The sequence below is a fragment of the Enterobacter sp. JBIWA005 genome (genome assembly GCF_019968805.1).
Taxonomy (GTDB): domain Bacteria; phylum Pseudomonadota; class Gammaproteobacteria; order Enterobacterales; family Enterobacteriaceae; genus Enterobacter; species Enterobacter vonholyi.
On record NZ_CP074159.1, the window covers coordinates 820,215 to 833,256 of the forward strand.

Consider the following 13,042-nt stretch of genomic DNA (forward strand, 5'->3'; position numbering starts at 1 on the left):
AAAGGGTCTTATGTTAGTGGCTCTCTGCCAGCGCGGCACAGAGCTGTTTTGCGGCGAGGATAATACGCGGGCTGGCGCGTTCAAACCAGTCGCTGTTGAGGGGGATCACCGGTATTTTTAGCTGTCTTTGCCAGAATTGCTCAATTTTGGGAATTTCGCTCGCATTTCCGACCACGACGATGGCCTGTGGCTGGCGCGCCAGAACCTGCTCACGGCTTACCTGAGGCCACGGCACCCGGCTGGCTGCAAAGATGTTTTCACCGCCACAGACTTCCAGCACCTGGTTCTGAATCGACCCTTTCCCGGTGGTAAACAGCGGCTGGCTGCCAAACTGAAGGAAGATGCGCTTTTTAACAGGGGTATCGTATCGGGATTTCAGCGCCGCATAGTCGCTCAGCATCTGTTTTGCCGCGGCCTCTGCTTTTTTGGGCGTAGGGCTATAGGGTGCCAGGGCGCGGAGCGCCTGAGCGACCTGCTCAATGCTGACGGCATCTATCCACATCACTTTTATGCCGAGGGAAGTGAGCTGGTTGACCTGCCGCTCGGCGTTGCCGCCACGCCAGGCCAGCACGAGATCCGGTTTAAGCGCCACGATGCGCTCAAGGTTCATCCCCTGCCAGGTTGCTACTTGTTCAATACCCGCGGCCTGCGGTGGGTAATCCGAAAAGCTGCTCACGCCAACGGGGGTGATCCCGGCGGCAAATGCCAGTTCCGTATTCGCGGGAGAGAGGGTAATTACGCGCGGTAGCGCATAGAGCCACAGCGGTGCGAAAAGAAGCAGGGCGGCAAGCGCCCTGAGGGTATGTTTAGCCACGTGCCAGATTCTGCACCAGGCGTTCCACCATCACGGTGGACTGTTTTGCCGCAACGGTCAGGAACTCGTCGAAGCTGATGTGGGACTGCTGGTCTGCCACGTCAGAGATGGCGCGAACCACCACAAACGGTACGCTGAAGTTATGGCAAACGTGAGCAATCGCGGTCGCTTCCATCTCAACGGCTACCGCCTGAGGGAAGTTATGACGGATTTTCGCCAGACCCACGGAACCATTGATGAACGCATCACCGCTGACAATCAGACCGCGTACCGCGTTGAGGTTGAGCTCTGTAATGCAGGTCTCTGCCGCCGCAATCAGTTTGTCGTCAGCCTTAAATCCTGCCGGGCAGCCAGGAAGCTGGCCGTACTCGTAACCGAACGCGGTGACGTCCGCATCGTGATAGCGCGCTTCGTCGGAAACAACGATATCACCCACCTTCAGCGTCGGCGCCAGGCCGCCCGCAGAGCCGGTATTAATGATTACGTCCGGCTTGCAGCGCTCAAGCAGCAGGGTGGCACCCAGCGCCGCAGCGACTTTACCGATGCCTGATTTCAGCAGAGCCACGTCAACACCGTTTAGCTGACCGGTATAGATCTCACAACCACCCAGAGAGAGGGTCTGACGGTTCTCAATTTTGTCACGCAGGAGCGTAACTTCTTCTTCCATTGCACCAATAATGCCGATTTTCATAGATTTACTCGCGATGTGCCTTGTTAAGATGCATAGTCTATCATGCGGTTAAGGGGAAACGCATTCTCATGCGGGGGAGCACATGTCACCAATCGATTTTCGCACCAAAATTAACTGGCACCGACGTTTCCGTTCGCCGCAGGGCGACAAGAGCGAACATGAGATCCTGCGTATCTTTGAAAGCGATCGCGGGCGGATCGTTAACTCGCCCGCCATCCGCCGTCTGCAGCAAAAGACCCAGGTCTTTCCGCTGGAACGTAACGCCGCGGTGCGCACGCGTTTAACCCACTCCATGGAGGTGCAGCAGGTCGGGCGCTACATTGCGAAGGAGGTTTTGAGCCGTCTTAAAGAGCAGCGTTTACTGGAAACCTATGGTCTGGACGAGCTGACGGGGCCTTTTGAGAGCATCGTTGAGATGGCCTGCCTGATGCATGACATCGGCAACCCGCCTTTCGGTCACTTTGGTGAGGCGGCAATCAATGACTGGTTTAAACAACGGCTTTACCCTTCGGATGCGGTGAGCCAGCCGCTGAGCGACGATCGCTGCATCGTACGCGATTTACGCCTGCGTGAAGGCGAAGAGGGGCTGAACGATCTGCGCCGCAAGGTACGTCAGGATCTCTGTCATTTTGAAGGCAACGCGCAGGGGATCCGTCTGGTCCACTCCCTGATGCGCATGAACCTGACCTGGGCACAGGTCGGCTGCATTCTAAAATATACGCGCCCCGCGTGGTGGATGGGGGATCCTCCCGCGTCCCACAGTTATCTAATGAAAAAACCGGGCTATTACCTTTCCGAAGAGGCCTATATTGAGCGGCTGCGTAAAGAACTTTCATTGACGCCAAACGGTCGTTTTCCATTGACCTGGATTATGGAAGCCGCCGATGATATCTCCTATTGCGTGGCCGATCTGGAAGATGCCGTTGAGAAAAGAATTTTCAGCGTCGAGGAGCTTTATCAGCATCTTTATGCGGCCTGGGGTACTCACGAAAAAGGCTCGCTGTTTGCGCAGGTTGTAGAAAATGCCTGGGAAAAATCGCGGTCAAATACATTAAGCCGCAGTACGGAAGACCAGTTCTTTATGTATTTGCGGGTCAATACATTAAATAAACTGGTGCCATACGCGGCGTCGCGCTTTATTGATAATTTGCCGCTCATTTTCAGCGGGGAATTCAACCACGCGCTGCTGGAAGATGACAGCAGTTTCAGCCAGCTCCTTGAGCTTTATAAACATGTTGCGATGCGGCATGTATTCAGCCATCCGGATGTCGAGCAGCTAGAGCTGCAGGGCTATCGGGTAATCAGTGGGTTGCTGGAAATTTATTCCCCATTGCTCCAGCTTTCGGTCGACGAATTCAGCGAGCTGGTGGAACACGAGCGCGTGCGCAGAATACCCATCGAATCGCGGCTTTATCAAAAACTCTCTACCCGGCATCGTCTGGCGTATGTCGAAGCGATTGGCAAGGTGGAACGCAACTCTCCCGAATGGCCAGTGATGGAATATTATTATCGCTGCCGTCTTATCCAGGACTATATCAGCGGAATGACGGATTTGTATGCCTGGGATGAATACCGCAAGCTGATGGCGGTGGAATAATCCCGGAGTTTTGTAAAGACGGCCAATAAATTTTTACCTTTTCCATAAACTTATCGCCGGAACTAAGCGGTATAAAACGAATCTGAGTTACACAGCAATTTTGCGTTACCTGTAAATCGAGATTGAGAAACATGAAAAAAACCACATTAGCAATGAGTGCACTGGCTCTGAGTTTAGGTTTAGCGCTGTCTCCTCTGACTGCTACTGCAGCCGAGACCGCGTCGTCGGCAGCAACCGCGCAGCAGATGCCAAGCCTGGCACCGATGCTCGAAAAAGTGATGCCATCGGTGGTGAGTATTAACGTTGAGGGCAGTACGACCGTCAATACGCCGCGTATGCCGCGTAACTTCCAGCAGTTCTTCGGCGACAACTCGCCGTTCTGCCAGGACGGTTCGCCATTCCAGAGCTCTCCGTTCTGTCAGGGCGGAGGTGCCGGGGATGACAGCCAGGGCGGCGGCCAGCAGCAGAAGTTCATGGCGCTTGGCTCGGGGGTAATTATTGATGCGGCGAAAGGTTACGTCGTTACCAACAACCACGTTGTCGATAACGCTAACAGCATTAAGGTTCAGCTGAGCGATGGCCGCAAGTTCGATGCCAAAGTGGTGGGTAAAGACCCGCGCTCCGACATCGCGCTGATCCAGATCCAGGATCCGAAAAACCTGACGGCGATTAAAATTGCCGACTCCGACGCGCTGCGCGTGGGTGACTACACCGTGGCGATCGGTAACCCGTTTGGTCTGGGTGAAACCGTGACATCCGGTATCGTCTCTGCACTGGGCCGTAGCGGCCTCAATGCCGAAAACTATGAAAACTTCATCCAGACGGATGCGGCGATTAACCGCGGTAACTCCGGCGGTGCGCTGGTGAACCTCAACGGTGAGCTGATCGGTATCAACACCGCTATCCTGGCACCGGACGGCGGCAACATCGGGATTGGCTTTGCTATCCCAAGTAACATGGTGAAAAACCTGACCGCGCAGATGGTGCAGTATGGCCAGGTGAAACGCGGCGAGCTGGGTATCCTGGGTACGGAACTGAACTCCGAACTGGCGAAGGCGATGAAAGTTGACGCCCAGCGCGGGGCATTCGTCAGCCAGGTGATGCCGAACTCCTCCGCGGCGAAAGCGGGCATTAAAGCGGGGGATGTGATCACCTCCCTGAACGGTAAACCGATCAGCAGCTTTGCCGCCCTGCGTGCCGAAGTGGGCTCCATGCCGGTTGGCAGTAAAATCACCCTCGGCCTGCTGCGCGACGGTAAGCCGGTTAACGTGAGCCTGGAGCTGCAGCAGAGCAGCCAGAATCAGGTGGATTCCAGCACCATCTTCAGCGGGATTGAAGGTGCCGAGATGAGCAATAAAGGCGCAGACAAAGGCGTGGTGGTGAATAACGTGAAAGCGAATTCACCGGCAGCCCGTATCGGCCTGAAAAAAGGCGATGTGATCATGGGCGCTAACCAGCAGCCGGTTAAAAACATCGCTGAACTGCGCAAAATTCTCGACAGCAAGCCTTCCGTGCTGGCGCTGAATATCCAGCGTGGCGATACCTCTCTTTATCTGCTGATGCAGTAATCCTCTGAAGCCCCTGTTCGCAGGGGCTTTCTCGTTTCTGTGACTGTAACCACAACTCCATACTTCTCCCTCTCTCTTTGTGCATTCGCACAATGCAGCCGTCGCTGAACTTCCCTATGCTTGAGCTCTGCTCACGGGAGGGTTCTATGGCTGGCTGGCATCTTGATACCAAAATGGCGCAGGATATCGTGGCGCGCACCATGCGCATCATCGATACCAATATCAACGTGATGGATGCTCGCGGGCGCATTATCGGCAGCGGCGATCGCGAGCGTATTGGGGAATTGCACGAAGGTGCGCTGCTCGTGCTTTCTCAGGGGCGGGTAGTGGATATCGACGATGCGGTAGCGAAACACCTGCACGGCGTCCGTCAGGGCATCAATTTACCGCTGCGCCTTGAAGGTGAGATTGTGGGGGTCATCGGCCTCACCGGCGAGCCCGAGTCGCTGCGAAAATACGGTGAGCTGGTCTGCATGACGGCGGAGATGATGCTCGAGCAGTCGCGCCTGATGCACCTGCTCGCTCAGGACAGCCGCCTGCGCGAAGAGCTGGTGATGAACCTTATTCAGGCGGAAGAGCATACGCCTGCACTGAGTGAATGGGCCCAGCGTCTGGGGATCGATCTGAACCAGCCGCGCGTGGTGGCGGTCATTGAGGTCGATAGCGGCCAGCTGGGCGTAGATAGCGCGATGGCCGAGCTGCAGCAGCTGCAAAATGCGCTGGCAACGCCGGAACGCGATAACCTGGTGGCGATCGTTTCTCTGACGGAAATGGTGGTGCTCAAACCGGCGCTCAATGCGTTTGGCCGCTGGGATGCGGACGATCATCGTCGTCGCGTGGAGCTGCTGATCTCCCGGATGAAGGAGAATGGTCAGCTGCGTTTTCGCGTTGCGCTGGGCAACTACTTTACCGGGCCGGGCAGTATCGCCCGCTCCTGGCGTACCGCGCGAACCACCATGATGGTGGGCAAGCAGCGGATGCCGGAGAGCCGCAGTTATTTCTATCAGGATCTGATGCTGCCGGTGCTGCTCGACAGCCTGCGCGGGGGCTGGCAGGCCAATGAGCTGGCGCGGCCATTAGCGCGTCTGAAAGCCATGGATAACAACGGCCTGCTGCGCCGGACGTTGCAGGCATGGTTCCGCCATAACGTGCAGCCGCTGGCGACCTCGAAGGCGCTGTTTATTCACCGCAATACCCTGGAGTATCGGTTAAACCGGATTTCGGAGCTGACGGGGCTGGACCTGGGGAATTTCGACGACAGGCTGCTGCTGTATGTGGCGCTGCAGCTGGACGAGCAGAGATGACTGAGTGCGGTCTGGTGGCCTCACCCCATCCCTCTCCCACGGGGAGAGGGCGCAAACACTAAAAACGGCAATCAAGGATTGCCGTTTTGCTTTTATTTCCGGGTTAATTTCTCAAGATCCGCTTCAATCTCGCTGATCTTGTTAGTCACAACGCTTTCAAGATGACGCAGATCGTCAAGGATCTTACGCTTGAGATCGACTTCGGTGCGGTCGCGCTGGCAGATCTGATCGAGTTCATCGATCACATAGCGCAGGTTAGGGCTGATTTCCTGTACTTCTTTGTATCCCTGACCTACGCCGTCAGCAACAACGGTTTTACGCTGGCGTGGGTATTTAAACTTCACGCTTTTGGCGAAAAACTCTCCTTTGTCCTTGTGAAAATAGATTTTCAAAATATCGTTGTTGGCTTCCTGGCGGAGGCTGTAACGATCAATTTCATCAGGATTGGTAATGCCCAGACTTTTCAGATTATCGTACATAGCGGTACCCTTGATCTCAACATAACCTTTGAATAATTAACGAAAAAATCTATTTTCGCCACCCTCAGATATAAAAAAAGCGGGGTTGCCCCCGCTTTTTGTTATACCCGATTAATCGATGGTGCGCAGCAATTCATTGATGCCCACTTTACCGCGCGTTTTCGCATCCACTTTCTTCACGATAACCGCACAGTAGAGGCTGTATTTGCCATCTTTTGACGGCAGGTTACCGGAAACCACTACGGAGCCCGCCGGAACGCGACCGTAGTGAACTTCGCCGGTTTCACGGTCATAAATACGGGTGCTCTGACCGATGTAAACGCCCATGGAGATCACGGAGCCTTCTTCAACGATCACGCCTTCTACCACTTCAGAGCGCGCGCCGATGAAGCAGTTGTCTTCGATGATGGTCGGGTTAGCCTGCAGTGGCTCCAGAACACCACCGATGCCCACGCCGCCGGACAGGTGAACGTTTTTACCGATCTGCGCGCAGGAACCGACGGTCGCCCAGGTGTCAACCATCGTGCCTTCGTCAACGTAGGCACCGATGTTCACGTAGGATGGCATCAGCACGGTATTGCGTGCGATGAAGGCGCCCTGACGCACAGCCGCAGGCGGTACCACGCGGAAACCTTCTTTCTGGAAACGCGCTTCGTCGTAGTCAGCGAATTTCATTGGCACTTTATCGAAGTAGCGGCTTTCTGCTCCGTCGATAACCTGGTTATCGTTGATGCGGAAAGAGAGCAGCACGGCTTTCTTCAGCCATTGATGAGTGACCCACTGACCGTCGATTTTTTCTGCCACGCGCAGCGCGCCGGAATCCAGAAGGGAAATCACCTGGTTTACCGCTTCACGGGTCACGGTATCCACATTTGCCGGGGTAATCTCGGCGCGACGCTCAAAAGCGGACTCAATAACGTTCTGTAACTGCTGCATTGTTTACTCTTTCCATTTCACTAAAAAACATATCACCCTTTATCGTTTGGATTGAGGGCTGCTGTCAACCGTTGTTGCACTTCAAGCTGCAGGTCATTATTAAGGGCACGCCGGTCGGCGGTGGCGATTATAAATAAATCTTCTACTCGCTCGCCAATGGTTGTAATTCGGGCCCCATGAAGCGAAATTCCCAGATCGGCAAAAACCTGGCCGACGCGGGCAAGCAGCCCTGGCTGGTCGAGCGCGATCAGCTCCAGGAACGATTTTCGGTCGGTGTGGGTCGGCAGGAAATTGACCTCGGTATCGACGGTAAAGTGGCGCAATTTCGCAGGCTGGCGACGCGGCTGCGGAGGCTGCCAGCTGCGCTGGGTAATCGCCTGCTCCAGACCAAAACGTATCCCTTCATGCCTGTCCGCCGAGAGCGGGCTGCCGTCCGGCTCAAGCACGATAAAGGTGTCCATCGCCATACCGTCGCGGGTGGTGAAGATCTGCGCGTCGTGAACGCTCAGATTACGCCTGTCCAGCTCGGCGCAGACCGCAGCAAACAGATAAGGGCGGTCCGGGCTCCAGATGAAAATCTCCGTCCCGCCGCGGGTGGCCTGCGGGCTCAGCAGGATCATCGGCTGGGACAGATCGTGCTTTAGCAGATGCCGCGCGTGCCACGCCAGCTGGTTTGGGCTGTGGCGGACAAAATAGTTGGCGCGACAGCGGGCCCAAATCTGATGCAGCGCCTCTTCATCAATGTTATCCATCCGCAGCAGCGCCAGCGCCTGCAGCTGATGATGGCGTACGCGTTCGCGCATATCCGGGGTGTTTTGCATCCCGCGGCGCAGCTGTTTTTCTGTGGCGAAGTACAGCTCGCGCAGCAGGCTCTGCTTCCAGCTGTTCCACAGGGTCTCGTTGGTGGCGCAGATATCGGCCACCGTCAGGCAGACCAGATAGCGCAGACGGTTTTCAGTCTGAACCTCTTCGGCGAACTGCTTAATGACTTCTGGGTCCTGAATGTCCCGACGCTGGGCGGTGACCGACATCAGCAGGTGATGGCGAACCAGCCAGGCCACCAGCTGCGTTTCACGCGAGTTCAGGCCGTGCAGTTCGGCAAATTTCAGTACGTCCTGCGCGCCCAGCACCGAATGGTCACCGCCGCGACCTTTGGCGATATCGTGGAACAGGGCGGCAATCAGGATCAGTTCCGGATGGGTCAGGCGCGGCCACAGCTCCACGCACAGCGGGTGGCGGGAGCGCGTCTCTTCTTTCGCAAAGCTCTCCAGCTTGAGCATCACGCGGATCGTGTGTTCATCCACCGTGTAGGCGTGGAACAGATCGAACTGCATCTGCCCGACGATGTGCGACCACTGCGGCATATAGGCCCACAGCACGCTGTGACGGTGCATCGGCAGCAGCCCACGACTGACGGCACCCGGGTGGCGGAGCATGCTCAGGAACAGCGAACGCGCTTCCGGGATAAAGCACAGCGGCTGCGTCAGATGACGACGCGCATGGCGCAGATGGCGCAGGGTGGTAGAGTAGATGCCTGTGATGGTGCTGTTGCGCACCATGGTATAGAACATCCGCAGAATCGCTTCCGGCTCGCGAATGAACAGCGTTTCGTCGCGCAGATCGATAAGCGTGCCGCGCAGCTGGAATTCGTCATCAATCGGGCGCGGCTTTTCGTCGGCCGTCAGGGCCAAAATGGCCTCGTCGAACAGCTGCAACAGCATCTGGTTTAGCTCGGTCACCCGACGGGTGACGCGGAAGAAATCCTTCATCATGTGCTCAACCGGCTCGTTACCTTCGCCCTGGTAATTCAGGCGCTGAGCCACGCTGAGCTGGCGGTCAAACAGCAGACGGTTATCGTAGCGCGTAACTTCCAGATGCAGGGCAAAGCGGATGCGCCAGAGCAGGTGCAGACACTCGTTTAGCTCGTTACGCTCGGCCTCGGTTAAGAAGCCGAAGCCGACCATCTCATCCATCGAGGTGGCGCCAAAATGGCGGCGGGCGACCCACTGTAAAGTGTGGATGTCGCGCAGGCCGCCGGGGCTGCTTTTTATATCCGGTTCAAGATTATAGCTGGTGCCGTGATAGCGCTGGTGGCGCTGGTTTTGCTCCTCGACCTTCGCGGCGAAGAACTTTTCTGACGGCCAGAAGCCGTCGCTGAAGATGTGTTTTTGCAGCTCCAGGAACAGGGCGACATCACCAATCAGCAGGCGGGTTTCAATCAGGTTGGTGGCGACGGTCAGGTCCGATAACCCTTCCAGCAGACACTCTTCCAGGGTGCGCACGCTGTGGCCCACTTCCAGCTTCACGTCCCAGAGCAGCGTCAGCAGTTCGCCAATTTTTTGCGCCTGTTCGTCCGGCAGCTTTTTGCGGCTTAAGATCAGCAGATCGATATCGGAAAGCGGATGCAGCTCACCGCGGCCATAGCCCCCGACGGCAACCAGCGCAACATCACTGATTTGCCCAAACCCGTAATCGATCCACAGGCGCTGCAGCAGCTGGTCGATAAATTCGGTGCGCGCTTCAATGAGCTGCTCGGCCGACACGCCTGCGTCGAACGCGCTGCCCAGCCAGCGATGGAAAACATCCATATGGGCTTTAATATGCGCGCAGGTCAGCTCGTGCGACGGCCAGACGCCCGGGTTATCGGGCTGGTCGGGGAGGGTGGGAAGTGCTGTGTTAGCATACTGTTCGGGTAAAAGATTACTCATCGTGCGCCACCCATAAGAAAAAGCTATAGCCATTAAAAAAGCCGGCATTTGCCGGCTTTTTTATCATTCGTCGTGCGTCAGTATCGCCGGGATGGTGTCATCCTTGCGCAACGTCATAATTTCGCAGCCGTTGTCTGTTACCACAATAGTATGCTCGTACTGTGCAGACAAGCTTCTGTCTTTGGTTTTCACCGTCCAGCCGTCTTTCATGGTACGGATGCGGTAATCACCCGCGTTGACCATCGGCTCAATGGTAAAGGTCATGCCTTTTTGCAGCACCACGCCGCCGTCGTCTGCATCATAGTGCAGAACCTGCGGCTCTTCATGGAAGACGCGACCAATGCCGTGACCGCAGTACTCGCGAACCACGGAGAAACCTTCTGCTTCCACAAACTTCTGGATTGCCGCACCGATGGTACGCAGGCGAATACCCGGTTTAACCATTTTCAGCGCCAGATAGAGGCTCTCTTGCGTCACTTTGCACAGACGCTCGCCAAGAATAGTCGGCTTGCCAACGATGAACATTTTTGAGGTGTCACCGTGGTACTCGTCTTTAATGACGGTCACGTCGATGTTAACGATGTCGCCGTCTTTCAGCAGTTTTTCATCGTCCGGAATACCGTGACACACCACTTCATTAATAGAGATGCAGACGGATTTCGGGAAACCGTGGTAGCCGAGGCAGGCGGAAACCGCGTGCTGCTCGTTCACGATATAGTCGTTACAGATACGGTCCAGTTCACCGGTGCTGACGCCCGGCTTCACGAACGGCTCGATCATTTCCAGCACTTCCGCGGCCAGACGACCGGCGACGCGCATCTTTTCAATTTCTTCAGGTGTCTTAATAGAGATAGCCATGTAATCTGTCCATCGGTGTCGATTTTTTCGACAATACTAGTCTAAGTGTCGTCAATGGTATCAGTCAGGCACGCTCCGTGCCAAATTGAGAATCATTAACAGCACACTCCGCCAACAACTGTTGGTTTCTGGTCGTGTTTTGTGGTATAAAGCGCGCCGGACTTCCGATCCATCTCAGATACACAGGCTGGACGGAAGCGACAAATCTCACTTTGTGTAACAACACACACGTATCGGCACATATTCCGGGGTGCCCTTTGGGGTCGGTAATATGGGATACGTGGAGGCATAACCCCAACTTTCAATATAGAGGTTTTAAACATGGCAACTGTTTCCATGCGCGACATGCTCAAGGCTGGTGTTCACTTTGGTCACCAGACCCGTTACTGGAACCCGAAAATGAAGCCTTTCATCTTCGGCGCACGTAACAAAGTTCACATCATCAACCTTGAGAAAACTGTACCAATGTTCAACGAAGCCCTGGCTGAGCTGAACAAGATCTCTTCCCGTAAAGGTAAGATTCTGTTCGTTGGTACTAAGCGCGCTGCAAGCGAAGCTGTGAAAGATGCTGCTAACAGCTGCGACCAGTTCTTCGTGAACCATCGCTGGTTGGGCGGCATGCTGACCAACTGGAAAACTGTTCGTCAGTCCATCAAGCGCCTGAAAGATCTGGAAACCCAGTCTCAGGACGGTACTTTCGACAAGCTGACTAAGAAAGAAGCGCTGATGCGCACTCGTGAACTGGACAAGCTGGAAAACAGCCTGGGCGGTATCAAAGATATGGGCGGCCTGCCAGACGCGCTGTTCGTAATCGATGCAGACCACGAGCACATCGCTATCAAAGAAGCTAACAACCTGGGTATCCCGGTATTCGCTATCGTTGATACCAACTCCGATCCGGACGGTGTTGACTTCGTTATCCCGGGTAACGACGACGCAATCCGTGCTGTTAGCCTGTACCTGAGCGCTGTAGCTGCTACCGTTCGTGAAGGCCGTTCCCAGGATCTGGCTTCTCAGGCGGAAGAAAGCTTCGTAGAAGCTGAATAATAAGGTTTTACCCCTTATTAGTACCGTGTATGAATAGGGGCCCATTACCGGCCCCTTTTTTCAATTTACACTGTTTGGCCCCCGGCCGGGCAGTTCACATCTCCCGAGGATTTAAGAATGGCTGAAATTACCGCATCCCTGGTAAAAGAGCTGCGCGAGCGTACTGGCGCAGGCATGATGGATTGCAAAAAAGCGCTGACTGAAGCGAACGGCGACATCGAGCTGGCAATCGAAAACATGCGTAAATCCGGTGCGATCAAAGCAGCTAAAAAAGCAGGCAACGTTGCTGCTGACGGCGTGATCATCACTAAGATCGACGGCAACTACGGCATCATTCTGGAAGTTAACTGCCAGACTGACTTCGTTGCTAAAGATGGCGGTTTCCAGGCATTTGCTAACAAAGTTCTGGACGCAGCTGTTGCTGGTAAAATCACTGACGTTGAAGTTCTGAAAGCACAGTTCGAAGAAGAACGTGTTGCGCTGGTTGCTAAAATCGGTGAGAACATCAACATCCGTCGCGTATCTTCTCTGGAAGGTGACGTTCTGGGCTCTTACCAGCACGGTGCACGTATCGGTGTTCTGGTTGCGGCTAAAGGCGCTGACGAAGAGCTGGTTAAACAGCTGGCAATGCACATCGCTGCAAGCAAGCCAGAATTCGTTAAGCCAGAAGACGTGTCTGCTGAAGTGGTTGAGAAAGAGTACCAGGTTCAGCTGGACATCGCGATGCAGTCTGGTAAACCAAAAGAAATCGCAGAGAAAATGGTTGAAGGCCGCATGAAGAAATTCACCGGCGAAGTTTCTCTGACTGGCCAGCCATTCGTAATGGACCCAAGCAAGTCTGTTGCTCAGCTGCTGAAAGAGCACAACGCTGACGTAACTGGCTTCATCCGCTTCGAAGTGGGCGAAGGCATCGAGAAAGTTGAGACTGACTTCGCAGCAGAAGTTGCTGCAATGTCCAAGCAGTCTTAATGATTGAAAAGGAGCCGCCTGAGGGCGGCTTCTTTTTGTCACCCGTCACAGGAAATCAGACAGGCTCCAGT

The 13,042-nt window shown here is 55.1% G+C and carries 11 protein-coding genes; 5 read left to right on the top strand and 6 right to left on the bottom strand.

The features are described 5' to 3' along the window. Nucleotides 1-13 precede the first annotated feature (13 nt). Nucleotides 14-814 (bottom strand): vitamin B12 ABC transporter substrate-binding protein BtuF, encoded by an 801-nt coding sequence (gene btuF / locus KGP22_RS03835; RefSeq protein WP_111963999.1) that lies wholly within the window; start codon nt 812-814, stop codon nt 14-16. Then, nucleotides 807-1,505 carry a 5'-methylthioadenosine/S-adenosylhomocysteine nucleosidase gene (gene mtnN / locus KGP22_RS03840; RefSeq protein WP_111963998.1) on the bottom strand — a complete coding sequence of 233 codons (699 nt, stop codon included), beginning with the start codon at nt 1,503-1,505 and terminating at the stop codon, nt 807-809. The genes btuF and mtnN overlap by 8 nt, the downstream gene beginning before the upstream one ends. An 82-nt stretch (nt 1,506-1,587) precedes the next feature. Here mtnN and dgt point away from each other — a divergent pair, with 82 nt between their 5' ends. From dgt to cdaR, 3 genes are all read left to right on the top strand, one after another. Further along, nucleotides 1,588-3,102: a dGTPase gene (gene dgt, locus KGP22_RS03845; protein ID WP_111963997.1), complete on the top strand. Its 1,515-nt coding sequence runs from the start codon at nt 1,588-1,590 to the stop codon at nt 3,100-3,102. A gap of 131 nt (nt 3,103-3,233) precedes the next feature. Next, nucleotides 3,234-4,670 (top strand): serine endoprotease DegP, encoded by a 1,437-nt coding sequence (degP, locus tag KGP22_RS03850; protein ID WP_111963996.1) that lies wholly within the window; start codon nt 3,234-3,236, stop codon nt 4,668-4,670. 146 nt (nt 4,671-4,816) lie between these two features. Beyond that, the gene (gene cdaR / locus KGP22_RS03855; RefSeq protein ID WP_045327810.1) at nt 4,817-5,974 is read left to right on the top strand and encodes a DNA-binding transcriptional regulator CdaR; all 1,158 of its coding nucleotides are present in this window, start codon (nt 4,817-4,819) and stop codon (nt 5,972-5,974) included. Nucleotides 5,975-6,066: 92 nt separating this feature from the next. Here the strand turns inward: cdaR and KGP22_RS03860 are convergent, their stop codons facing one another. The 4 genes from KGP22_RS03860 to map all read right to left on the bottom strand — a co-directional run bounded on the left by KGP22_RS03860 (nt 6,067) and on the right by map (nt 10,955). Continuing rightward, the gene (locus tag KGP22_RS03860; protein WP_014168696.1) at nt 6,067-6,453 is read right to left on the bottom strand and encodes a DUF3461 family protein; all 387 of its coding nucleotides are present in this window, start codon (nt 6,451-6,453) and stop codon (nt 6,067-6,069) included. Nucleotides 6,454-6,564: 111 nt separating this feature from the next. Beyond that, nucleotides 6,565-7,389 carry a 2,3,4,5-tetrahydropyridine-2,6-dicarboxylate N-succinyltransferase gene (dapD, locus tag KGP22_RS03865; RefSeq protein ID WP_008501915.1) on the bottom strand — a complete coding sequence of 275 codons (825 nt, stop codon included), beginning with the start codon at nt 7,387-7,389 and terminating at the stop codon, nt 6,565-6,567. A 32-nt stretch (nt 7,390-7,421) separates the two neighbouring features. Then, nucleotides 7,422-10,097, bottom strand: coding sequence for a bifunctional uridylyltransferase/uridylyl-removing protein GlnD (gene glnD / locus KGP22_RS03870; protein ID WP_149367691.1), 2,676 nt, complete (start codon nt 10,095-10,097; stop codon nt 7,422-7,424). Nucleotides 10,098-10,160: 63 nt separating this feature from the next. Then, nucleotides 10,161-10,955, bottom strand: coding sequence for a type I methionyl aminopeptidase (gene map, locus KGP22_RS03875; protein ID WP_023310454.1), 795 nt, complete (start codon nt 10,953-10,955; stop codon nt 10,161-10,163). Between the two features lie 321 nt (nt 10,956-11,276). Here map and rpsB point away from each other — a divergent pair, with 321 nt between their 5' ends. Together rpsB and tsf are read left to right on the top strand one after the other, a co-directional pair. Then, the gene (gene rpsB / locus KGP22_RS03880) at nt 11,277-12,002 is read left to right on the top strand and encodes a 30S ribosomal protein S2 (RefSeq protein ID WP_003856207.1); all 726 of its coding nucleotides are present in this window, start codon (nt 11,277-11,279) and stop codon (nt 12,000-12,002) included. Nucleotides 12,003-12,119: 117 nt separating this feature from the next. Further along, entirely contained in the window at nt 12,120-12,971 is an 852-nt protein-coding gene (gene tsf, locus KGP22_RS03885; protein ID WP_014882627.1) for a translation elongation factor Ts, read from the top strand. Nucleotides 12,972-13,042 lie beyond the last annotated feature (71 nt).